17 protein-coding genes are annotated in these 23,651 nt (G+C 52.6%); 9 read left to right on the top strand and 8 right to left on the bottom strand.

Translation table 11 applies throughout. The features are described from left to right. Positions 1-54: 54 nt before the first annotated feature. Together ACZ5EH_RS12315 and ACZ5EH_RS12310 are read right to left on the bottom strand one after the other, a co-directional pair. Positions 55-2,181 carry a PAS domain-containing hybrid sensor histidine kinase/response regulator gene (locus ACZ5EH_RS12315; RefSeq protein WP_464274180.1) on the bottom strand — a complete coding sequence of 709 codons (2,127 nt, stop codon included), beginning with the start codon at positions 2,179-2,181 and terminating at the stop codon, positions 55-57. Then, positions 2,174-4,648 (bottom strand): ABC transporter substrate binding protein, encoded by a 2,475-nt coding sequence (locus ACZ5EH_RS12310; protein ID WP_464274179.1) that lies wholly within the window; start codon positions 4,646-4,648, stop codon positions 2,174-2,176. The genes ACZ5EH_RS12315 and ACZ5EH_RS12310 overlap by 8 nt, the downstream gene beginning before the upstream one ends. Positions 4,649-5,234: 586 nt before the next feature. Between ACZ5EH_RS12310 and ACZ5EH_RS12305 the strand changes: the two genes are divergently transcribed. The 6 genes from ACZ5EH_RS12305 to ACZ5EH_RS12280 all read left to right on the top strand — a co-directional run bounded on the left by ACZ5EH_RS12305 (position 5,235) and on the right by ACZ5EH_RS12280 (position 13,463). After that, entirely contained in the window at positions 5,235-5,735 is a 501-nt protein-coding gene (locus tag ACZ5EH_RS12305) for a rubrerythrin family protein (RefSeq protein ID WP_464274178.1), read from the top strand. 190 nt (positions 5,736-5,925) lie between these two features. Continuing rightward, positions 5,926-7,446, top strand: coding sequence for a hypothetical protein (locus ACZ5EH_RS12300; RefSeq protein WP_464274177.1), 1,521 nt, complete (start codon positions 5,926-5,928; stop codon positions 7,444-7,446). Positions 7,447-7,605: 159 nt separating this feature from the next. Next, the gene (locus tag ACZ5EH_RS12295) at positions 7,606-9,405 is read left to right on the top strand and encodes an SLC13 family permease (RefSeq protein ID WP_464274176.1); all 1,800 of its coding nucleotides are present in this window, start codon (positions 7,606-7,608) and stop codon (positions 9,403-9,405) included. 221 nt (positions 9,406-9,626) lie between these two features. Next, positions 9,627-10,682, top strand: coding sequence for an ABC transporter substrate-binding protein (locus ACZ5EH_RS12290; protein ID WP_464274175.1), 1,056 nt, complete (start codon positions 9,627-9,629; stop codon positions 10,680-10,682). Between the two features lie 301 nt (positions 10,683-10,983). Next, complete coding sequence (locus ACZ5EH_RS12285; protein ID WP_464274174.1) at positions 10,984-11,688, top strand: ABC transporter substrate-binding protein; 705 nt, start codon at positions 10,984-10,986, stop codon at positions 11,686-11,688. Between the two features lie 95 nt (positions 11,689-11,783). Then, on the top strand, positions 11,784-13,463 hold the full coding sequence (locus ACZ5EH_RS12280) for a sensor histidine kinase (protein ID WP_464274173.1): 1,680 nt from the start codon (positions 11,784-11,786) through the stop codon (positions 13,461-13,463). Between the two features lie 105 nt (positions 13,464-13,568). Here ACZ5EH_RS12280 and ACZ5EH_RS12275 read toward each other — a convergent pair whose 3' ends face one another. Then, positions 13,569-14,219, bottom strand: a complete 651-nt coding sequence (locus ACZ5EH_RS12275) for a hypothetical protein (RefSeq protein ID WP_464274172.1) — start codon at positions 14,217-14,219, stop codon at positions 13,569-13,571. Between the two features lie 262 nt (positions 14,220-14,481). On the opposite strand from ACZ5EH_RS12275, the gene ACZ5EH_RS12270 reads away from it, so the two are divergent. Next, positions 14,482-14,979, top strand: coding sequence for a PocR ligand-binding domain-containing protein (locus ACZ5EH_RS12270; RefSeq protein WP_464274171.1), 498 nt, complete (start codon positions 14,482-14,484; stop codon positions 14,977-14,979). Positions 14,980-15,131: 152 nt separating this feature from the next. Next, positions 15,132-15,527 (top strand): hypothetical protein, encoded by a 396-nt coding sequence (locus ACZ5EH_RS12265; RefSeq protein WP_464274170.1) that lies wholly within the window; start codon positions 15,132-15,134, stop codon positions 15,525-15,527. Between the two features lie 71 nt (positions 15,528-15,598). Here ACZ5EH_RS12265 and ACZ5EH_RS12260 read toward each other — a convergent pair whose 3' ends face one another. The 5 genes from ACZ5EH_RS12260 to ACZ5EH_RS12240 form a co-directional block, all read right to left on the bottom strand. Further along, on the bottom strand, positions 15,599-16,846 hold the full coding sequence (locus ACZ5EH_RS12260; protein ID WP_464274169.1) for a PAS domain-containing sensor histidine kinase: 1,248 nt from the start codon (positions 16,844-16,846) through the stop codon (positions 15,599-15,601). 31 nt (positions 16,847-16,877) lie between these two features. Further along, positions 16,878-17,462: a hypothetical protein gene (locus ACZ5EH_RS12255; protein WP_464274168.1), complete on the bottom strand. Its 585-nt coding sequence runs from the start codon at positions 17,460-17,462 to the stop codon at positions 16,878-16,880. A 94-nt stretch (positions 17,463-17,556) separates the two neighbouring features. Continuing rightward, entirely contained in the window at positions 17,557-20,271 is a 2,715-nt protein-coding gene (locus tag ACZ5EH_RS12250; protein WP_464274167.1) for a PEGA domain-containing protein, read from the bottom strand. Positions 20,272-20,668: 397 nt separating this feature from the next. Next, positions 20,669-20,974, bottom strand: coding sequence for a hypothetical protein (locus ACZ5EH_RS12245; protein ID WP_464274166.1), 306 nt, complete (start codon positions 20,972-20,974; stop codon positions 20,669-20,671). Between the two features lie 11 nt (positions 20,975-20,985). Then, the gene (locus tag ACZ5EH_RS12240) at positions 20,986-22,719 is read right to left on the bottom strand and encodes a phosphoenolpyruvate carboxykinase (ATP) (RefSeq protein ID WP_464274165.1); all 1,734 of its coding nucleotides are present in this window, start codon (positions 22,717-22,719) and stop codon (positions 20,986-20,988) included. Between the two features lie 443 nt (positions 22,720-23,162). Between ACZ5EH_RS12240 and ACZ5EH_RS12235 the strand changes: the two genes are divergently transcribed. Continuing rightward, positions 23,163-23,618 (top strand): RrF2 family transcriptional regulator, encoded by a 456-nt coding sequence (locus tag ACZ5EH_RS12235; protein WP_464274164.1) that lies wholly within the window; start codon positions 23,163-23,165, stop codon positions 23,616-23,618. Positions 23,619-23,651: the final 33 nt, after the last annotated feature.

Raw genomic sequence — 23,651 nt, 5'->3', positions numbered from 1 at the left:
CGCGAAAGAGGGCGCATCAATATTTCTCTGTGGCAACATCTTTTTTATCATATGCTACTTGGCCTCTAACACATTGATAAAAACCCTGTTAAAATCTTCCAAATTGACAGGTTTCGCGAGATAACCATCCATACCTACGTCAAGAAACCGTTTTTCATCCCCAGGCATGGCGTATGCGGTCAACGCGATTATCGGTATCTTGGCTTTGCCACGCCCTACACTCCCTTTGCGAATGGCTTTTGTTGTAGCAATACCGTCCAGTACCGGCATTTGCACATCCATCAGCACAATATCAAAATCCTGCTGTTCCAGTTTGTCCAAGGCCTCTTTGCCATTCAAAGCGGTCTCTACCCTATGGCCGCACGATTCGAGCAGTTTTTGCACGGCGACCCGGTTCACCATGTCGTCTTCCGCCAGCAACAATTTGAGTGCGGCGGCATGGTGCTCCCCTTCAGTGCGGGATGTGCCTGCCGTCTCAGCCTTAGGGGCAACCCGTTCAAAAGGAATGGTGAAATGTATACTTGTGCCGGCCCCTTCTTCACTGGCAATTGCAATGGACCCATCCATCAATTCAATCAGTTGCTTGCAAATGGCCAGTCCCAGGCCGGCTCCCTGGTAATCGCGCTGGAACCCCTCCCCTACCTGAGAAAAAGGCTTGAAAAGCATGCCGATTTTTTCATCCGGAATGCCAATTCCCGTATCGGCAACAGAAAAGTACACATTGACCTTGTCAGGGTCTTTATAAGGAAGCGTACACACCTCGACATGCACCTCGCCCGCCTTTGTAAACTTGAAGGCATTGCCTAAAAGATTGTTCAAGACCTGCACCATGCGCATGGAATCCCCCGTGACCTCTCTTGGTGTTGCGGCGTCTATGGTGCAAGAAAAACCTACCCCCGCCTGCTTGAAGCTGGCGTCAAACAGTTCACAAGTATTCTTAATCGTTTGTATAAGGTCAAAACGTTCGGATTGAATACTGACCCTGTTCGCCTCGATACGAGAGATATCCAGAATGTCCGAAAGCAGGCGTGTCAGGCGTTTGGCAGAATGAATCGCGGTGAGGATATACTCGCTTTGCTCCTTGTCTACATGGGTGGTGTGCAAAAGTTGGAGCATTCCCAAAACGCCATTCAAGGGGGTCCGTATCTCATGGCTCATGTTCGCCAAAAATCCCGACTTAGCCCTGCTGGCGGCTTCTGCCTGCTCCTTTGCAATCAGCAAATCCTCTTCGTATTGCTTCAGGTTGGTCACGTCCGCCACCTGGGAGAGAATCGAGACCATTTCCCCTTTGGCATTGCGCAGGGAAAAATTGTACCACTGGCAGTATACGACTGACCTGTCATTGCGATAATTACGGTTTTCCACAGTGTTGAACAGGTCTCGTCCATCAAACAATCTGGTTATCTTCTTGTACGCAGCCTCCATATCCTCGGGGTATATGAATTCAAAGTCAGACCATGTTTTGCCAAGAACTTCCCCCTCTTTCCAACCAAACATTAATTCCGCCTGTTTGGACCAGGTCTTTATATATTTGCCCTTTTCCCATTCAATGACCGCAAGGGGCGAGTTTTCAATCTGGAAAGACAGCCTGTCATGCGCTTGCGCCAATTCCTGTTCCGCCTGCCTTCTTTCAGTGATATCCGACAGGTTCCCGATTACGGAAACGGGTTTACCCATAACATCGTGTTCAACAACACGGGCTTTGGCCTCAATGAGCCGGTATTCTCCATTCCGGGCGCACATCCGAAAAGAATATTGCCCCGTGTCTTTTTTGGAACTCATCCAGGCCCTGAAAACATCACGCGCATAGCTGCGGTCATCCGGATGAATGTAATCCAGCCAGACTTGAAACGATGCAGCAAAGGCTCCCGGTCGATAGCCGAGCATGGTATAAAAACGGGGGCTGAAAACCAGGGTGTCCGTAACCAGGTCCCATTCCCAAATGCCGTCTGTCGTTGCATCGAGAATATCTTGCAAATGCTTTGTATTCCTTTCCCGCTCCTCTATCACGGCCTTTTGCTCGGTGATATCTTGCGCCACACCCACATAATATTGCGGCTGCCCGTACTCCCCTTTCAGGGCGGAAACCGTCAAAGACATGATGACGACACGACCAGACTTTGTGACACATCGCCTTTCTTCGAAATAGGCTTCGGCGTCAGCGACTGTGGATTCAGACATTCCAGCTGCTCCCCCCCCCGGTGCTGTTCGGATGCAGCAGGTCGCTGAATGTCATATCCAAGAGTTCCTCTTCCGCATATCCCGTCATATTGCAGAAGGCCCTGTTCACGCGCATGAACCGACCATCTACACTGCCAAGATACATACCGACGGCTGCATGCTCAAAAGTCAGCCGGAACCGCTCTTCACTTTCCTGAAAGGCCTCCCGTGTGGCTTTCTGGTCCGTAATGTCACGGATGAGAGCGGCCACGGACCTGCCATCCGTAAAGTCGCCCACAGGGAAAAAAGACGCCTCCAAAAAGCGCTTGCCACGCAGAGGGTGCTCCACAGTCGCGCAAAAATCCACACGTCTGCCGGCAAGGGCATCATCCAGCAAGGGGTAAATCCGTTGATACAACGGGCCCAGAACCTCAGTGACGGAATGCCCTATGACTTCTTCCTTGGATTTTCTGGTCCACTCGAGAAAAGCCTTGTTGGCGACAACATACTTGTGCTCACTATTTACCTGAGCGACCATCTCACTGGTGGATTCGAGCACCCGCTCATATTGCGCCAGGTGGTCTATCAACTGCATTCGATCGGTAATATCCAAAGAGAGCGACAAAACGCACTTTTCCTGATGTTCACCGTACAGGACGGGCGACAGGGAATTCTGAAACCATTTGTCCCCCGTCGTCATGGAGACCATGACTTCCCGTATCCTTGGCGTCCCCGTAGCTATAACCTCCTGATATTCCTCTACAAGATCCTGCGCTTGAGAATGGGGCAACAACTCGAAAATGTTTTTGCCTATCACATCATCCGGCGCTCCGTGCTTCGAAAGATTGGCGGCAGCCTTACTGTTTACAAACCGGAATGTGCCATCAGCAGCTATGACGGAAAGTGTCTCCTGGATGGAGTCCACAACCTGGCGGTAGCGCTCCTCACTTGCGCGCAATTTTGTTTCGAATTCCTTGTGGGCAGTGATATCCAGGATGGAACCGAAAAGACGGGTCGTCTTGCCGGCTGCGTCGCGCTCTGCCTCGCCACGGGCAAGGATGTTCATTGTGCTGCCGTCAGGCAGTCGCCGTTCCAGCTCCAATTCATAGGGCGCACCACTTTCCACGGCCAGCGCCACGGCCTTCTCCAGGCGTTCTCTACTTTCCGGGGTATAAAGAGCTATCTCCACGGGATAGTCGGGCGGCGCCTGATGCGGGGGCACCATGAACATCCGGTAGAGATTCTCTGACCACGTTGCAATATCCGTTTCGGGAAACCACTCCCAGTCGCCAAGCCCTCCCAATTGCTGCGCCTTGTTGAGCCGCTGATTGCTTTTTGCAAGCATGAAGCGCACCTTCCGCAATCGCAGCGTATACCCCATCAGAATAGCGCCGCAGAAAAGCAGCACCAGTATTGAAATAAGGATGCTCAGCAGTTCAAGCTTGTGTGTTTTCCAGAGATTTTGTTGCGGGTTAAGCAACTGGCTGCCGGCAGGAAGCGCATTCGCATTTATTCCATATGCGGACAATGCATCGTAATCGAAGATATATTTATTGGCCCGCTTTCCCTCAATCACGGGCAGGCTGGACACCGCCTTGCCATGTAAAATCTTACGCGCCAGGAGTCCTGCCCGCCTGCCTTGCTCATAATGGGAGATGACCTTCCCCCCTACAAGCCCCTGCCCGATGCCATGTTCCCAAAGGTGAAAGACCGGCGCCTGTGAATGCTCGACAAGGAAATCCACTGCTTCTTCAAAAGATTTTGGACTCTTATTCCTGTCTCGATAAGCGGAAAGAAGCAAAACTGCGGCGTCATCGAGTTTCTCCAATGTCTGCCCCAATTCGCTCCAGGTCATCTTTTCAAGGGACAGTATTTTCAATTCCCTCCCTGGATAGTTCCCCTTCAACTCCAGAAACGTCTCCAAGTCACCCTGTCCGCTGGGCGTAGAATCAACAAGGGCGTAAATCGTCCTGGCCTTGGGACACAGCTCCCAAACGACCTTCAGCGTTTCATCCATGGACACAGCCTCTATGACGCCGGTGTAGAATTGGCTGCCATCTAAGGATTTTGCGAGATTTTGATTATTCACCCCCAGAAAGACCACCGGCGTTTCAGGAAAAAGACTATCATGATTATCCATGACAAATTTCAATGCGTTGTCATCAGCAGTAATCACCACATCGTAAGGGCTAACACGATGCAACTTTCTTTTTAGTATCCTACGAAACGCCGCAATATCTTCCGGAGTGTAAAATCTTTTACTGTCCATGAATTCGACATCCAGAGCGATATCGTCTGGACCAAGGACACTCTCCAGACCTTCTATCTGTTTATAAAATGTGGGAAAACCGGGATGATAGGAACTGATAAGGAGTGCTCGGCCGGAAGCCGCAAAAGATACGCCGGCTAATACAAATAAAAGTATGACAACACTGAACAGAACAGTGCTGCCAAACCAACGTTGTGTGCCGGTCAAAGGTATTGCCATCTCCCCCCCTGCATTCATGGAAACAAGGCTTGCGGAGCATGCTGCATCACGTATACGATCTACATCACGTATCCAACCAATATTCTATACTGTTTACAATTATAAAAATGGCTGTGGCCGCTTTTCAGCCCCAGACCGAAGCAAACGCATGCAATTTGATTCAAGGAACCATCAGAATCTCACAGCCCTGCCGCCATGACAAGGTGGCAACCTCTATTTATTTATACGACCGCATCCATGGGGCTGTTCAAAAATCTTTTTTTTCTGCCTGTTAGAAACGGTTTCCAGCTCTCTCTACATTACCATATTTCGATTGCGCTATGCATGGAGCAGTACCTCCGCCTCTGCATACCGCACATGATTTTATTGAAGCCAACAAGGCTTGACTTTCAGCCCACTGCACTTAATCCTTGTTTTTCTTTTCCATCTTGCTCCTTTTTATCTCGTATGGCATTATAGAGGTTGTTTGTGTGAGGAATCAGCTCCCTTTGAGCTGTTTCTCAGTATTTTCGTAGGTTTTTTCCGCAGCAGGATACCACCTGTATAACATACGAACCGTTGGAACTTGAAACTAAAAGGAAATGAAATGAGCAGCACTCAAGAGAACTTACAGGAAGCTTTTGCTGGCGAATCCCAGGCCAACCGTCGTTACCTTGCCTATGCAAAGCAGGCTGACAAAGAAGGCTACCCTCAGGTCGCCAAGCTGTTCCGCGCCGTTGCCGAGGCTGAAACCGTGCATGCGCACAACCATCTGCGCATTATGGGCGGCATTGGGACAACTGCCGAGAACCTGAAGGACGCCATCGCCGGTGAACTGCATGAGTTCAAGAACATGTACCCTGAGATGATCAAGGTAGCCCAGCAGGAAGGACAGCCCCAGGCCGAGCGCACCTTCATGTTCGCCAATGACGTGGAAAAGATTCACCACTCTCTTTACGAGCGGGCCCTCGAAGCCATGGAAAACAAGTCCGATGACGTGGAATACTACTCGGTATGCTCCGTTTGCGGCTACACGCACGAAGGCGATTCGCCTGACAAGTGCCCTGTATGCAACGCCGCCAAAAAGGCATTTTTTCGTGTGGACTAACCATAACGCCCCCCATCCGACACGTGTCGGCTGAGCATTTCAAGGCCCCCGGTCAATTCGCCGGGGGCTTTTTACTGTCCACGTTTACCTGCAAGCAGGGGCACGGCTGGACGGCAAGCCGTGCAATGCGCTATTGGTTCCACACTGTTCAACCCTTTACAGTACAGAAAAATACGCATCTCACAGGCCTATGAATAGACCGTATAAATGCGCCAGATGGCAACTTCTGCTTCTTGGGCTCGGTGCTGCGTGCACTGTTGCGGCAGTCTCAATTTACAATGTTGCCGATTTCGACCTCTGGGGCTACATGGCCTTTGGCAAAGAGTTCTGGAACACCCCAGGCTTTCCCTACACTGACCCATTCTCCTATCTCCCCACCCGTGATGTCTGGATTTACCACGAGTGGTTGACGGGCGTTATCCTGTACCCTGTCTACAATACCTTTGGCGGCCCAGGGCTGCAGATTCTGAAATACCTGACCATCGGCGGCATGACGTACTGTATTTACAAGGGTGCTTTGCTACGCAACGCCTCGCCCTGCCTCGCCCTTGTTTTCCTGCTGTTATGGAGCCCTTTCATTGCTTTTGGTTTCAGCCCCATACGCGCTCAGGCGTTTACATATCTTTTTTTCGCCATGACGCTTTTGCTGCTGGAATGGTGCCGGTTGCGCGACAGATACCGCCCCCTTTTTCTGTTCATCCCCATGATGCTGGTCTGGGCCAACCTGCATGGCGGATTTCTCTCGGGCCTGGCCATGCCTTTTGTATACTGGGGCAGCGCCATCATAGGGCGGCGCAAAGCCTGGCCCTATGGGGCAATTGCTTTGGCAGCAGGGATGGTTACCCTCATAAATCCCTATGGGCTCGCCTACTGGCAGGAACTCATCGACGCCGTCAGCATGGCTAGACCGACTATTGTGGAATGGCAATCCACCCTCTCCATGTTGCAGGGCGGAGAATACCAGGGGCACGCACAATTGTTTTTAGCTCTTGCCCTGCTTACCGCAGCACTGCTTGCAGCGAACCGCACATTGCGCGACCCGGCCCTTCCCGTGTTACTCCTCACGGGATACATGGCCACAAGCCATGTTCGCCATTTTGTATTCTTTGCGCTGGCCTTCGGGCTCTATGTTCCTTCGCTACTGGATGCTTTCGTAACCACTGCCAGCAAGGACGCCGCAATGGTCAGGCGTTGGCGCTGGCTGGCCGTGATCTGGCTGCTCATCCCCCCCATTGCTTTTATGGATTGCGCTTGGAACCTGACCAGCCGGCTACGCCAGACGCCCCCCTTTGCATTGACAGCAGTCGCCAAGACCGACCCTCAGGACCAGCGTCTATTATATCCCGTGGGCGCCGTTGCCTTCATCAAGGACAAAAAACTCTACGGAAATATCCTGCCCAATTTTGCCTGGGGAGAATATCTCCTCTGGGAATTGGCGCCTGAATGCCGTATCGGCATCGATGGCCGCTACGAAACTGTTTTTCCGCCAGCAATAACCGCCGCCTATTTCGATTTTTTATACGTGCGCCCCAACGGTGTGCTGTTCTTGGACAAATGGCCCCATGACATGCTGTTGTTCGCTACCAGCGACGACGTGTACTACATGGCAAAAGATTATCCCGATTGGGTTGAAGTATACGCGGACCTGCAATCACGATTGTTCGCCAGACGTTCCTTTCTAAAGGAACAGCACCCTGACCTGCTGCAATAAGGCGCCCTCTTTCTTCCTCCCCCCTTTTTTCCAGCCGCAACAAATATGAGGCGCAGTTGAATATTGCCTTGGCCGTCTGTCTGTGTGATGTAGATACTGTCATTATTTGCACCCGTTGCCTGCTACACTTAAGAGCAGGAAAAACCGGAAGGAAGGCCTATGCCCGGCACGGAATTTACTACCGATATGCTCTTATCACTCCTTGTGGTGGCCGGCGTTACAGTGCTGTTCATTACCGAGTGGGTCCGTGTCGATGTCGCTGCCATCATCGTCATGGTTGTCCTGCCCATGCTTGGCCTTGTCAGCGGTCGCGAAGCCTTCTCCGGGCTTTCCTCAACTGCGGTTGTTTCCATCATCGCGGTAATCATCCTAGGCCGGGGGCTGGACCATTCCGGCGTCATAAATCGCGCCATTGGCCCCATCATGCGCATAGCAGGCTCCAGTAAACGCCGCACCATCATGTTCTTGTCGCTCACGGTCAGCATCATCTCAAGCTTCATGCAAAACGTAGGCGCAGCCGCATTGTTTCTCCCTGCACTCAAACGCATGAGCCGCCAAAGCGGCTTTCCCCTTGGGCAATTGCTTATGCCGGTGGGATTTGCCGCGATTCTCGGCGGTACCATCACGCTGGTGGGCTCTAGCCCCCTCATCATGCTGAACGACCTGTTACGCTCCTCCAACCTGCCCCCCCTTAATCTGTTTTCCGTAACTCCCATTGGCCTGTTACTGGTGCTGGCCGGGGTTCTCTTTTTCATTCTTTTTGGCGACAGGGTATTGCCCGGCAAGCAGCAGGACGATGATGGCGGCGAAACCGATAAAAGCCCCATTGCCTTTTACCCGCAACTGGCCGGTCCCTTTGAGCTTGTCTGCCCCCCGAATGGAGAGGCGTTGCGCATAGCCGAACTGTGCAACAACTACAACGTACATACTGTCGCCATGGCCAGAAATGGCGGGCGGGAAAAACTCCTCCCCCCTGACCGTGACATGCCCATATCCCCCGGCTCCGTCATTGCAGTCTACGCCACTGCCAAACATGTGGAGCGCCTTTGCAAGGAGAAAGGGTTGCGCCGCAAACCAGAGCTGGACGTCTTCAAGGAGGATCTGGCCCCTGTAGTCGCAGGGGTGGTGGAGGCAGTGGTCCCGCCCCATTCGTCTTTCATCGGCAAAAGCATGAGTGAAATCCGACTGCGCCACAATCATCTCATCACGCCTCTTGCCGTGTACCGCGATGACGAGACCTGCTATATCAATCTTATGGATGTTGAACTTCAGCCGGGGTTGATTCTGTTGGTGCATGGCACTTGGGAGCGTTTTCACGCCATGCGCCCCCGTAGGGATTTGCTTTTTGTGCAGCGACTGACTGACGAGTTCGCCTCCCCCAGAAAGGCAGTGGCCGCCACAGCCTGCTTTCTGCTTTCCACAGTTTTGGTCATCTTTTCCAACTTGAATCTGGCGGTATGTCTCATGGCAGGGGCGCTCGGCATGATCCTCACCAAGGTGCTCACCATCGAGGACGCATACCGAGGCGTGGACTGGCGCACCGTCTTCTTGCTGGCGGGCCTTATCCCGCTTGGCACTGCCATGCAAAACACAGGCACGGCCGAATGGCTGGCGCAACGGATACTAGGGCTTTTGGGCTCGCCGCCGGAAGTCGTCTTCTTTTTCGTGCTTGGCCTGCTGACAACCATTTTAACCCTGGTGGTTTCCAATGTGGGCGCTGTGGTGCTTCTTGTCCCCCTGGCTATCGACATGGCCATGAGCACGGGAGCTGATCCACGTTTGGCAGCCATGATCGTTGGTCTGGCTGCATCAAACTCCTTTTTGCTGCCAACACATCAGGTAAACGCCCTCTATATGGGACCGGGCAAATACTCGACGCAGGACTTTTTGCGCGCAGGTCTACCCATGTCATTATTGTTCCTGGTTGTACTAACTACTGTAATGACTATATTTTATTAATACCAATAGTTAATTTTCATTCTGGACAAAAAACCTTTTTTGGCGCTAAACAATACTTTATCATTTCATATTTTACGGTGTGATAAATACTGCAGAGATAATCGCAATTGGGCTTTTTCCCATTGTGCTTGTCCGAATTGCCTGCTTTCGCCACTTCCTTTTACTGCATGCTGTTTGTATAATTGTTTTTGTTCATTGTAGCATGACACTGAGAAACGGCCATGAAACATATCGTACACATCACATTATCCTTCCTGATATTGTCTCTAGCATTCTCCATGACTGCTGCAGCGCAACAAAATATAGACTTTCTAAAAAAGAAACGCATCATGCTCTTGCAGTCCTATCAAAAGGGGTATTACTGGTGCGATGGGATCGAATCCGGCGTTCGTCAGCAACTGGCCGGAACCGGAGTGCTGCTGGAAGTGTTCTACATGGACAGTAAGCGCAAGAATTCTAAAAAAGAAATCGCCAATGCAGCCAGGGAAGCGCTTCGCGCCATCGAGCGCTTCAAACCCGATTTGATTATCGCAGCCGATGACAACGCGCAGCGGTATGTTGTCGTGCCTTCCTTCAAAGGTAAATCCATTCCGGTTGTATTTTGCGGTGTGAATTGGGACGCCACTGAATATGGGTACCCCGCCTCCAATGTGACAGGCATTCTGGAATTGGAAATGGTGCAAACCCTTGTGGACAACCTGTCCCCTTTTGCAGCGGGGAAACGCATAGGGATGATAAGCGATGACGCATTTTCCGAACGGAAAACCGCGACCTGGTACAACAGGCTCTTTTTCAATGGAAAAATGCAACTCTGGTTCTGTAATTCCTTTGCATCATTTAAGCAGACCTTTCTCGCTGCCCAAGAAGAATGTGACATCCTTCTCTTCCTGAACAATGCTTCGCTCGCAGACTGGGACAATGAAGAGGCCGAGCGATTTTTACTTGAAAACATCACTGTCCCCCTCGGTGCGGTCAACAGGAACCTGGCGCAGTTCGCCCTGCTTACCATGATCAAGATGCCGGAGGAGCAAGGCGCTTGGGCGGCCAAAAAGGCCATTGAAATTCTGGGCGGAGCATCTCCTGCAGATATTCCTATTGCCAGGAACCAGGACTGTGGCCTCATCGTCAACCTCAAGGTCGCCGAAGCCCTTGGGGTCATCATCCCTGTCAGTACCCTGAAGGCCGCCAATATCGTCATTGGGCAGGATGCCATTATCACGGATACGCCCGACAATGTGCACCACACACCCTCTACACACCTGTTACCTGAGCAGTAAAGGGGGAATGACCATGAAGCACATTACTCTTTTTTTGCAAATTTTTACTGTAGCGTTGAGCATCCTCTGTATCTTTGGCGGCAAGGCCTTTTGCCAGGAAAGCATCGGGCGTTTTGCCGGGAAAAAAGTCCTTTACGTGAACTCATACAGTAAAGGCTATCCATGGGGTGACGGCATTGAACAAAGCATCCGTGCGGTTCTGGAACCTACGGGGATTGTACTGCAGGTGTTTCACATGGGTACCAAGTTGAACCCTACGCCGGAATTCATGACAGCCACGGGACGAAAGGCCAAAGAGGCCATGGACAATTTTATGCCTGATGCTGTTATCGCCTCCGACGACAATGCCCAAAAATACTTTGTCGTGCCATACCTGCTCAATACTGACATGCCAGTCGTTTTTTGCGGCGTAAACTGGGACGCTTCCGAATACGGATATCCTGCAAAGAATGTTACAGGCATGGTGGAGCTTGACGGAATAGAAGAAATTCTTCCTCTGCTGAAGCGCGATGCAAAAGGATCTGCAATTGGATTCATTAGCGGAGATTCATTTACCCAACGCAAGATAGCCCACGAACTCAACAGTAGATTTTTCTCAGGAAAAATGAAGGTTTGTTTTGTTACGACATTTGATGCTTTCAAAAGAAACTTTCTGCAACTGCAAAATGAAGTCGACATCCTTTTTATCCGTAATTATGCAAGTATACAGGGTTGGGAAAATGACAAGGCAGTTGATTTTCTGGCACAAAACACCAGAGTTCCAACAGGTTCAAATCTTGAATTCATGGCGGATTACGTCATCTACACCATTGGCAAATTGCCAGAAGAGCAAGGGGAGTATGCCGCGCAAACCGTATTACGCATTCTCGGCGGCACCCCCCCTGCTGATATACCAATCGTACAAAATGAGCATGTCCACTTGATCGTCAACCTGAAGATGGCAGACGCCCTTGGGATCGTCGTTCCCTTTAATGTTCTGAAGACGGCCCGCATCATTGGGCCATGAAAGGCTTTGTGGCGTTGCAGAGAACAGGTAGGCTGTGTATTCCTGTACCGGCTCTGGAAAACCTTTGTTAAGAAATCTGCCAAGGCGCACTGCGCATGAAAATCCAGTTCAAAATAAACCTCGTCAGTCTGGGCATTCTCATTGCGGTGGTCATTGCCATCAGCGCAGCCGGTGCTCTTACCATCCAGCGACTCAGCTACGATCTCAATCACAAGCTGCTTTCCACCGAACTGGCCAAAGTCATGGAAGATCTGAAGGATGTGCAGCAGGTGCTGGTGCAAAGCGGTGTGGCCAAAGCACCGGGCTATGTGAAAAGCGCTCAACAAACGTTTCTGGATGATCTGACGCGAAGCAATGAAAACCGCTTTGGCCATCTGGCCATCATAGACACCTCGGGGGAGTTGCTGCTGCACGAGAACCTTCCCGCTGGCCTGGTCCTGGATGTGGACTGCCTGCCGCAAATCCTCAAAAACAAACATTTCGTCACGCAATGTACATACGATGACGCGCAGTGGATTTTTTTCTCGCAACATTTTTCCCAATGGGGGTGGATCGTCATCCTTTCTGCATCCGACCAGGAAATGACGTCCATGCGCAATGCCTTCCTGCGGCAGGTAATGCTGATAGTAGCCTGCAGTATTCTCGCAGGCTGCATCATCCTGATAGCCCTGACCAGAAGCATTGTCTCGCCCATCCAGCAGCTTGCCACGGTAGCCATGAATCTCAGCAAGGGGCGCTTCAATCAGCCGTTACCGAAAATAAGCACCAACGACGAGGTGGCGGATTTGACCAGGGCATTCAAAATAATGTCCTTTAATCTTGCAGCAGCCCACCAAGACCTAGAACGGCAAACCCAGGAACTCACCAAGACCAATAAAGACCTGGAACAACAAATTGTAGAGCGAGAAAAGGCCGAGCAGGATCTTGCAGACCTCAATCACCGGCTGGAGCAACTTGTCGAAGAAAGGACCGGAGAACTTGCAGCAAAAGCCGATGAACTGGAAAAGGCCAACCAGCGACTTCTTGAACTGGACGAAATGAAATCCGCGTTTCTATCTTCTGTTTCACATGAATTGCGCACGCCCCTCACTTCCGTACGCGGTTTTGCAAAGATGATCTGCAAGGACTTTGTGAAGCATTTCAAACCACTGATCCAAAACCAAAGCACGTTGGAAAAAAAGTCAGAGCGCATACTCTCCAATTTGAATATCATCGAGTCTGAAGGCGCTCGTTTGACCCGGATGATCAACGATGTGCTTGATCTGAACAAAATTGAATCCGGCCGGATAGAATGGGACGACACGGATGTGGACCCGGCCGTGTGTCTCCTTCAGGCGGCCAGCATGCTGCAGTATGTTTTTTCCAGAAAAACGGCTGTCCAATTCAATGTGGACGTGCCAGAAACACTGCCGCACATCCGTATCGACCCGGACAGGTTTGAGCAGGTATTTATCAATCTGTTGAATAACGCGGCAAAATTCACGTCTCAAGGAAATGTTACACTCAAGGCCGAAGTTATTGGGAAAACATTACGCATAGAGGTTTCAGACACGGGCGAGGGCATCCCCCAATCCGATCTGGCCACAATCTTCGACAAGTTCCACCAAGTACGCAAAAGAGACACACTCAATCGCGGTTCCCAAGGCACTGGACTGGGTCTTGCCATCTGCAAACAAATCGTGACCCATTACAAGGGCGATATCAGCGTTATCTCTGAAGTCGGCAAAGGCAGCACCTTTACCGTGGAGATTCCCCTGCACCCCAACCAAGTCTGAATGATCGACGACGTTTCAGCGACTCCGAGAATCCGGGATTCCCGGAAAAAAACGGCTGGAACGCAGCACGCTCCAGCCGTTATCAGAACACAATCGGTTAGTGGTCTAGGTGCGCTTGCGGCGCACGAAAGGCACGATACCTAACAGGCCGCCACCCAAGAGGAATACTGCTCCCGGGATGGGTGTTGCGTGGACGATCATGCTTTCGCTGGCTCCTTCTGGCCCCAGGGATTGCACATGGATCCCTACTGCCATCGATCCGTCAGCCAACAGAGAATCAATAGTTCCCGACCCAGCCCAATCCATAGAGATCGTTAAGAATTCACCCGGATTGACGCCGTTCTTCGGACTGGGATTATTTGCGTCGTAGGTGAAAGAGTACGTCTTGAACCCGGAATACGCAGGCAAGTTCGGCGGTGTGGCGCCGGGGCTGAACGAAACACCAGGTGAGCTGCTCAACGTCGGATTCGTCAGCGCGTCATAAAGACTCTGCGTGGCCAGGTACAGATACACCTCGCTGATGGTGCCGGCGTTCGGGTCACCAATGGCGAAGTTATTGGTAAACGTTAATGAAACCGAATTAGTACCGGCAGTTTCCAGCTGGAAATAATTATCCCACACATTGGAGTTGCCGGAATTGTCGGTTATCGCCTCAAAGCCATAGGTCGCGGCGTGCACCACAACGGGAGAAAGCAACAATCCCATTGCCAACACTGCCCCAAGCAATAAAATCAGTGACTTATTATATGTGTTCATAGCTCCCCCCTCGGAGAAATCCACTTTTTTAAGACTATCACGCCATTTTCATCGACTACTTCAATATATGAAAAATCCATGCCAATTTCTGTTTCTCCTAACATAAGTCTAATTCTTTACCTTGCCAAGAGATGACTGATTGCTATTTTTATAAGACGATTTCAAAGTGTTTTTTGCGATTTTACCGCAAATTTTCAAGGCATTGAACTGCTTCCCCCTCAAGGGATGACACCAAAAACAGACCAAGGAGCGCACCGTGCGCATGACAGATTTACTCAGTAAGGAAGCGTGGATGGAGATTGAAGATAGATTGCAGCGGGAGTGGAACGTAAACGCCCATGCCTATGACGCTGCCGGCAGCACCTTTACGGGTCACTCGCAGTACGCCAATACCCTCTGTCCGGAAATCAGGGAAAATCCCGGGGGTCTGCAAGGCATCTGCTCCGTGGCGCATCAGTTCATGGCAAAGCAGGCGCGTGACAGCGGCAAAACAGTTATCGACGCTTGTGATGCGGGGCTGACAAAGATATGCGCCCCTGTCGTTGTGGATGGCGAATTCATTGGCATTCTCGGTATCTGTGGCGCTCTTGATGAAGACGGCGAAGTGGAAACTTTTATTGTTGAAAAATCCACCGGCATGACTGAGGAGCGGGCCGAAGAACTTGCTGCCCAGGTGCCTGTCTTGCCATCCAGCAAAGCACGCGAACTGGCCAGCCAGTTGGAAGTCATCATTGCAGATGCCATTTCCAAGAGCAAATGATCGGGGAGACTGTTGCCCCCTGACGGTAAACGCGATATTTTTTGAAGCTGGATCATTCCTCGTGCCGGGAGTGCCGTACCAGCCATGGCCGCATCATGCTGGATTGGTATTCACGGCCTTCTGCACGCTGCAAAAACATCAAGGAGTTGCACATGCGTATTTTTGGAATTTTCTCTCTTCTTACCCTGCTGCTACTGACATTTGTGCTGCCTGCCCAGGCCGAAGGCGAAAAAACGCCCATAGAATCATACTGTGGCATTGCTGTTGGCGAAGAACAACAGGCAAAGGAAATACAGGGCGACATTCCCTGGTCCCTGAAGCTCATCTTTGCCGACAAGGTGACCCGGAATTACCTGAGCGACGTGGAAGTCACCGTGGCGGACGAAAACGGTGAGCAACTGCTCCAGAACCTGTGTGAGGGCGCCTGGATCGTTATGGCCCTCCCCAAAGGAACATACAAGGTCAGTGCAAATTACAACGAAGATATTCAGGAGAAAACAATCAGTGTCCCGGGTGGGGACCTGAAAACGGAATACTTCTTCTGGTAATAAACGCGATACGCAGGACAAAAACACCCCCCGGCTAGGTTCTCCTGCCGGGGTTTCTTATTGCAGGCAAATCATCTGCCGGGTGGGCATTCCAGAGGAGTGGCCCTTTTGCTACTCGCTGTACCAGGAAGCAGCACGGTGAAGCATGCGCCCGTTGGGAATCTGTTGGCTGCGCAAATGGCTCCGCCATGGGCCTCTACTATGGAGCGTGCAGCAGCCAGACCCAGACCCGAACCTTCAGTCCCTTCGCCTGCCGCCCCTCTATGAAAGGTTTTGAAAAGGCCGACCATATCCTCTTTGGTCAACCCGGGCCCTTCATCCAACACCTCGATGATAATCCACTCTTCAGGCCCATTGCGCGCAATCAGCTGCACGTTCCCATCCAATGTGTATTTAATGGCGTTGTCCAGCAGATTCACAAGCACGCGCTCAAGCCTGCGAGCGTCTCCGCGTAGCTGTCGCAGTTCGGGGTCGATCGTCGTGGACATTTCGAGCCCCTCGCTAACTGCCCGTACTGAAAATTCATTCCCCAGCCGCTCCAGCATGGGCTTCAGGTCCAGAGGTTGGAGCGACAAGGCGAACCCATCCTTGTCCATACGCGCCAAGTCCAGAAAATCAATGGCCAGGTCGAGAACCCTGTCCAGCAGGTCGCGGACTATGGACAGCTCCTTATGCTGCGCTTCCGTGAGCGGACCGGTCTTGCCAGTGAGCAGTCGCTCCACAAAGGAGCGCGCCCCAAACAAGGGCGATTTCATATCGTGTGCAAAAAAGCTGAGCCCCTGGATACGTTCTGCTTCCACTGCCTTGAGTTGCCCTACGTCATGCATGGTCATCAATCCGGCTATGGCATTGGCGTCCGCCCCTGGTAGGGGAACAGCATTGACCAGCACCCATCGGGTTTCACCGTCAGCGCGCTCGATAATCGCTTCCAGGCTTTTGGTTGATTCGCCCCGCAAAACCGCCATGGCCAAGGGGTGGTCATCCTCCGTATACGGGCTGCCGTCTTTTCGCAGCAAGCGCCAGTTCCAGTCGCCCTCCGATCCAGAAATTCCCGTACAAACAAACAGCGGCACTCCGGGCTTCTGTGGCATCTGTATGCCCAACCCTTGCAGGCTGGCGACAAGAATACGCAGGTTTTCGGCTTCCACGACAACAAAGCCGGAACGCACCTGGGAAAAGGCAGCAGCCATGATGGCGTCCTTTGTCGCCAATTCCTGTTCCAGCCGTGCACAGCGTGCAGCAAGGCGCTTCACTTCAAGGTCGGACGCTTCCGCCTCACCGTGCGCTCGTTTTCGGTTGTCTGATGCATCACCACCCATATCAACTCCGTCTGGCCATCACCTCAAGGCACTATTCCGAATCATCCGCAGCGGTCGACGCATTACTCGCAAGGTTGCCTTCAATGCTTTTCACCGCGTCGGCAGCCTTTATCAGAGAAATGCGGTATTCGCCAAAATCCTGGGACAAGGTCTCCTGCCCCTGAACAGCGAGAATTTGCGACAGGTCATCCATTTTTCTAATGTTATACCGCAGGCTTTCCAACAGCTCCTGCAAGCGCGACGTGACATATTCGCCCATCAGTCCCTTATCATCATAAGGGCGATGCATTCTGTACAAGAACATAATATCCAGAACATTGCTTATCAAAAAAACATTGGTCCGTAATTCCCCGATAAAAATCTGAGCGCCCTCCGTGCCGGCGGTGTTGTTGCTATCGATATAGACCTTACGGAGCCTGTAGAGATCTTCAAGCTTGTCGGTGGACTCCAGGCGAAACGTTTCAAGCTGAGCGGTCAGTTGCATCATGGCGGCGCCGGCATGGCACGGGGCGGCGCCGGCCACCAGAAACAGGAACAGCGCAACCGCGCTGGCCACCAGAACATTTCCCGGGCCGCGTTTGCAAGGTATATGACCGAATGCGAGACAGGTCTGCATGGCGTGACTCCTTGTCACTCAAGACTGACTATCCAGAAGGTGTAAAAAAAACCGGCCAGGGGCCGGGTCCTTCAATCATATTGCCCGGGTGGGCTCAGTTCTTTTTCGCGCCACCCTGAACAGGAGCCTTGTTCTTTGCCTGGCTCCCTTCATGGCTCTCACCGCCGCGGCTTTGTAAGGCCTGGACGATCTCCTGGCGGACACTTTGCAGCTGTGCATTGCCGGGGGCGTTCTCCAGCCCCTTGTCCACATAATGCTTGGCGTCTTCATACTGAGCAAGGTTCAGATAGGCCTTCCCCATAATGCTGCACGCCTGTGCATTGCCAGCATCAAGCTTGAGCACATGGTTGGCGGATTCCACAGCGCCGAGGTAATCACCGGCATTGAGCGCCAGATTGGCCATGGTCAGGTACACATCGATGTCAAAGGCGCGAATATTCGCCTCGCTGGAATCTTCCTTGAAAACCATGCCGTCTGAAGCTTCTTTGGTAAGCGAAGCATCTTGCGTGGGCGCGCCGGCAGAAGCATCCGCCACAGAGGGAATATTTGTTTCCGGCATACGTTCCGGAATGTCGTTGGCAATTTCTAGCGTTTCCTTGCCGGCATCAACGCTGGCAACTTTACTCTGGTCAACGGAAGCAGTTTCTACCATCTTGGTCTCACTGCCAGCTGCCAGTCCTGTTTCGGATACGGACTGTGCAACTTGCGGAAGCGAGGCAGGAACCGCCACCCGAAGTTCAGGGGCCGGGTCGCCAGTATCCAGGGAAACAACCGGAGAGTCGGTGGTCTGCACATCTACACCGAATTCTGCGGCGGAAGATTGCGAAACGGGGAAAACGTCCGGCTGCCCCATGATGAATTCAATATTCTGCCTGGCCGGCACAGCAACAGGCTGTTCTACCACTTCCTGCTCTTGCACCGGTGTTTCGACTACAGGCTCGGCCTTTGCTGCCTGCATATCCGAATGCACGATCGGAGCTGCAGGTTCGCTTGCAGATACAGGTTCCTGAGCTATGGGCGCTACGGCTTCCGGCTCGTGCATGGCCACAGGGATCATCTTTGGGGCCTTGGGAGCCCGATTCAAAACAACATCCTCCGCTGCTGCTGCAACACTCGGACGCTCACCAAGGGACAGAGAAACCGTAGTGTCACGTTCCGGCAGCACAGCAATATGGCGAACCGCCGTTTCGTAGCCTTCCTTGGAAATTTCGAGGGTGTACTCGCCGGATTCCAATACCATGCCCTGCTCAAAGGTGGGCCAAATGTCGAGCACCCGCACTGTGGCGTCGGCAGGCTCGGTTTTCACGAACAAACGTCCCGTGGTCTGGGATGGCGGCAACTGCACGCTGTAGCGGTTGTCCTGGCCGGCTTTAATTTCCACCTGCATCGCTACGGTGTTGCTGTTGTCTATGGTGGCGTCGATGGTGTACGTGCCTTCAGCCAGTTCAATCCCCTGATGAAACGTGGGCAGAATTCCCAGAACCCGGACGATGGCGTCGTTGGGTTGGGTATCCACAAACAGCTTGCCGGTGGGCTTCACCTGGTCGAGGTTCATTTCCAGAACGTTGTCCTTGTTCCCGGAAACCTCAACCTTCAGGGTCTTGGTCTCATACCCGGAAACATGGGCGTCGACCACGTAGCTGCCAGCAGGCAGATCCATGCCTTGCTCGAAGCGAGGCTTGATGTTCAGCACACGGACATACGCATTTTCTGGGGTGGTCTTTACAAACAATCGGCCAATGGGCGCCTCTTCCATGGACAGGTGCAGGGAAGTTTCTTCACCCGGAAGCACCTCCACTTCACGACGAATGGTGCTGTAGCCGAAAAGTTGGGCATCGATGGTGTAGACACCAGGCTCAAGCGACATGCCCGGCGAATATTTTGGCTTGATACGCAGAACGCGAACCTGTGCTCCAGCGGGCTCGGTGGTCACCGTCAGGGTCCCATCCCCCGGGGCAGGCTGCTGCTTGAAATGCGCCGTGGCGGGACTGGCAAGGGCAAGCCCGACTTCAACTGTCGGCGCAGCCGTGTGCGCCAGAAGCTGTTGGGCGGCGGGGCGGGCTTCCTGCGGTGTATAGCCGGGTGTGGCAAGGTTCTTGGCCAATTGGTCACTGGTGGCGGCGTCTTCACGCATCGGGGCCGCTGCAGCGCCGGCACCCGTTCCAGAAGCGACAGCCCCGGAATCGGCCTTGATCAGGTCCAGACGGACGGTTGCGGCCATGCCTTCAACAATTTCCACACGCCGCACCTGAGAAGCATATCCCGTGCTTGCCACTTCAAGGACATATTGCCCGGGGCTAAGGTCCATTCCCTGGCTGAAGCCTTTGTCAGCATTGAGCAAACGCACCACAGCATTGGCAGGAGTGGTTTCCACAAACAACTTGCCGATACGCAGTTCGTCATGAAAGCTGCGTTCTTCCGCCCAGGGGATTCCAAAGCTGGCGGTAACCGGCGCGGTAGCAACGGCAGCAGTTTCCGCAGCAGCAACATCAAACTGGGGCGCCCCCCAAGAAAACTCCATGGCTTCCAGTTGCGCATCAGCGCCGGAATAATCCAGCACCAGTTCAAGGGGGGCGTTGCCCTGCACATCACCAGAGAACTCCACCGTAAAGTCGGCTGGTGTTTCCCAGGCGATTTGCCAGGCCGTTTCCCAGGCGGATTCCCAAACGGAATCACGCTCTGATTGGAGCAACGGAACAGGAGACGCCTGCACCGGAGCTGCGGCGTTCAGCAACATGATAAATAAATAAGAGCAGAGGGCGACGATGACGGATGAACGGCTCGTCAGGCGCATCGCGATCTTTCTCATGGCGGCATCCTTGCAGCAGGCCGTGTTGGCCAGGCTTGGCAAAAAACCCCGGTAATCACCGGAGTATTTATTCACTTTTTTGGTGGGGACTACAGGCGTTCAGGGCAAAGGAACAATACGGCTTTCGGCGTTCATGCGCATTTTGGTGCGATTCGTTCCCAAAGGGACCGTGCGCATCGCTCAGAATAGTTCCTTTCAACCCATTGCCATGCCAGCATTTTCTGCTGCATAGCACATAGTACACTCCCACCATACTCTAGCGTGCAATATAATATTACCCGCCCGCAAACATGGTGTCAAGGAGATGCTTCCAGAAAAAACGAGGTCTTAGCGTATTTTTTACACGAATTTGCAAGCGTGCAGCACTGGTGCGAAGAAAATTATAAGGCATTGTACATCAATGATTTGCGGCAGGATCCCCTTCTATGCGCATCACACCGTTAATTATGAGAATGGTTTCTCCTGGACGGACATAAATATTGTCCTTATGCCCTTGCAATACAATGGTTGCCTTGCGCTCATCAAACCCCTGGGTTTCACCAGGGCCCAGTGAAAAGGTTTCCGGCTTGCTCAAGTCTTCCCAATGAATGGTATACTTGTACTCTTTCTTATCGGTATTCCGGATTATTCCGGCGTTTGCGCACCTCAAGGGCATGAGCACACAGCCCGCCACAAGAAGAAGCGCCAGAAGCACGTTGCGCACCTCGATACTCCCTAGGCTTTCACGGTCAGGCTTTTTACCAGCCGCGCCAACAATTCCGGCTTTTCCACCAGTTCCGTGCTTTCAAGAAAACGTCTGCGTTGCCTGAACCGCTCCTGCATCAGTGCAACAAACGCTTCAGGATTCCCAACCTTTGCAGGGGCGTAGGTTTTGCTGAACCCTGGCAAAATCTCGTCCACACTGGCGGCTGTCGGCACCATTGCGCCAGGCAGCAAGGCCCACTCCTCCCATTCCAGAGAGTCCATAAGCACGGCGGTCTGCAGCGTCAGGGATGTCTGCAGCGGAATGCGGTTGATGTCTTCCGCCGAATTGCGCCAGAATCCTACGGAATTGAAACAGTGTCCCGCAGCGCCGTGTTCAAAGACCTTGAGAAAAGCCTCCACGTCCTTCCAAAGTTCATAAACCCGGAAAGGATTGGCGAATGGCACGAAGACCAGCTTGTTCAACTCCTCTTCGGACACGTTCTCAGCGCGATTGCGCTGTGTCATCAGCGATGCGCCCATGGCCACTGCCAGCACCGGATCAGAAAAGCGCATGATCGGGGGCAGGCAGGTATCCTTAGAAAGCCAGCACATGATGTCCGGAAACGCGCAACGGTTCACGTACGTGCCCAGCAAATCCCGGTCAAAAAGAGCTCGGCCGTTGGGATTGCGCACATCCTGCCCCAAGGGCATCACCTTGCCGTCCACTTCGATACAGCCATGGTTCATGGCGGCTATCAGATATTTCCAATCCCCATGCCCCAAGGGGCGCGAGTCTGTCTTGTCAAAAAGCGTAGGCTCCCACACGCGGCAAATCTTCTGCTCGCAGTCGATCTGGAAGGCGTCGTCGTGCAACACCACCTTCTCCACTCCGGCGGGCAACGTACCGTTGTTGTCATGGGAGTTGGTGTGTGAAGACTTGCCAGTGCCGGAAAGACCGAAAAAGGCTATGGAGCGCTTGCCCAAGGTGCGGGCGCTCGCATCCTGACTTCCGCTGAAATCCATTTCCTTCACACCACCATGGCAGGCAACCATTCCCACCCGGATGCCAGAGGTCCATGCCAACGTAAGCGTGCCTTTTTTGCGCTCCCCAAAATATCGCATACCAAAATTGAAGATGACATTGGCGGCTTCGTCCACCAAGGCAAGCTGCGGTGCCCCTTGATTGTGATAATAGGGGTCGTCGTTGCGCCACTGATTGTCGCCGATGATGATGATATCCTGAATCGGAAGGCTGGCGCTATTGGCGTACTCTTCGGCCAGCTCTTCAAAGGGAGTGAAATTTACCAGCCAGTTGAAGATGTTGCATGCATCATCTTCCCCCCCGATGATCGTTGCCTTGAGCATCAGGTCCTTATCCAGGCCAACAACGCCATGCGCCTTGATCAAAGGGCGCAGTTGCAGGTCGTATACCGCCTCGCGCAGGTCACCCAGCACCTTCACGCGCTCAGACTGTCTGAGGTGATTATAGAACCGCCTGGCCTGGGCAGTGCGCCCAATTATTTTGCCATGACAATTATTGAGGACCTTGGCGCCCTGCGGCAGACCGAGCCGCGCTGCAGCAGGAGCATATATCTCCAAATCGGTTTCCTGCACATCTCCCTGCTGCATAGCCAGTTCATAGGCTTCGGCCGCACTGACGGTCCTGATGCGCCTATTTGCGAGCAATGTCTCGGCGATAGCGCGCAAAGGCGGCATTTTGCTCAAATCGTCGCGGTAATACTCGTAGCTGCTCTGACTGGACATTCTTCATCCCTTTATCTTGTATATCGAATACATAAGAACTGAATTTCACCAGTGTATCCTCTCGGGGATACTCCCTATACGTGACAACTTACCAAGCGGCAACCGGCATTGAGAGCCCTTACATACACCGGACATTCCCCTCTGAAAATGGCTGGTATTTTATTTCACAATCTGCTAGGGAACTTCCCGAAAGGACACAATCAACGCACAGTTCTTTTACTATAGTGTCCGATGCTATTGCATCCGCTGGACTTTTCGGGCAAGTGCTTGACATTTCCACCCAAACAAGTATGGTTATGTCGCGCTGGACGGCGACGCCAATCCTGTCCCCGCCCGAATTTCTTACAATTGATACCATGGCAGTACAATTAGACTTTGACTGTGGTTGCGCCTGATCAAACCAAATCACATTTGCGCACCCGGTTTTACTCAAGGAGGGCTGCATGAAGCTATCCACCAGAAGCAGATACGGCACACGCATGCTGCTGGATATAGCAATGAACGGACAAGACGGTCCCGTTCGCATCAAAGACATTTCCAAACGGCAGGGCGTTTCCGTCAAGTATCTGGAAAAGCTCATTCGCCCTCTTAAAAAGGGCAAATTTATCAAGAGCAAACGTGGCCCCAAAGGCGGGCACATGCTCGACGTGGAACCCAGGCAGATCACGGTTGGTGAACTGGTGCGGCTTTTCGAGGATGAGTTGTCCCTGACCCGCTGCGTCAAAGAGCCTGACTGCTGTCCCATCACTGGTGATTGCTACACCCGTCGTGTCTGGCTCGAAGCTAGCCAGGCAATGTACGACAAGCTGGATTCCATTACTTTGCAAGACCTGATCGACGACGCTCTGCGTTCCGGTAAAAACCCGGACGCCTGCTTTCCCCGTCGCAAGGCTTGCTGAGCAGGCTTCCATCTTTCTCATGCTATCCCTGGC

Source organism: Desulfovibrio biadhensis, from assembly GCF_055388615.1.
This window is presented reverse-complemented; position numbering and strand designations above follow the sequence as displayed.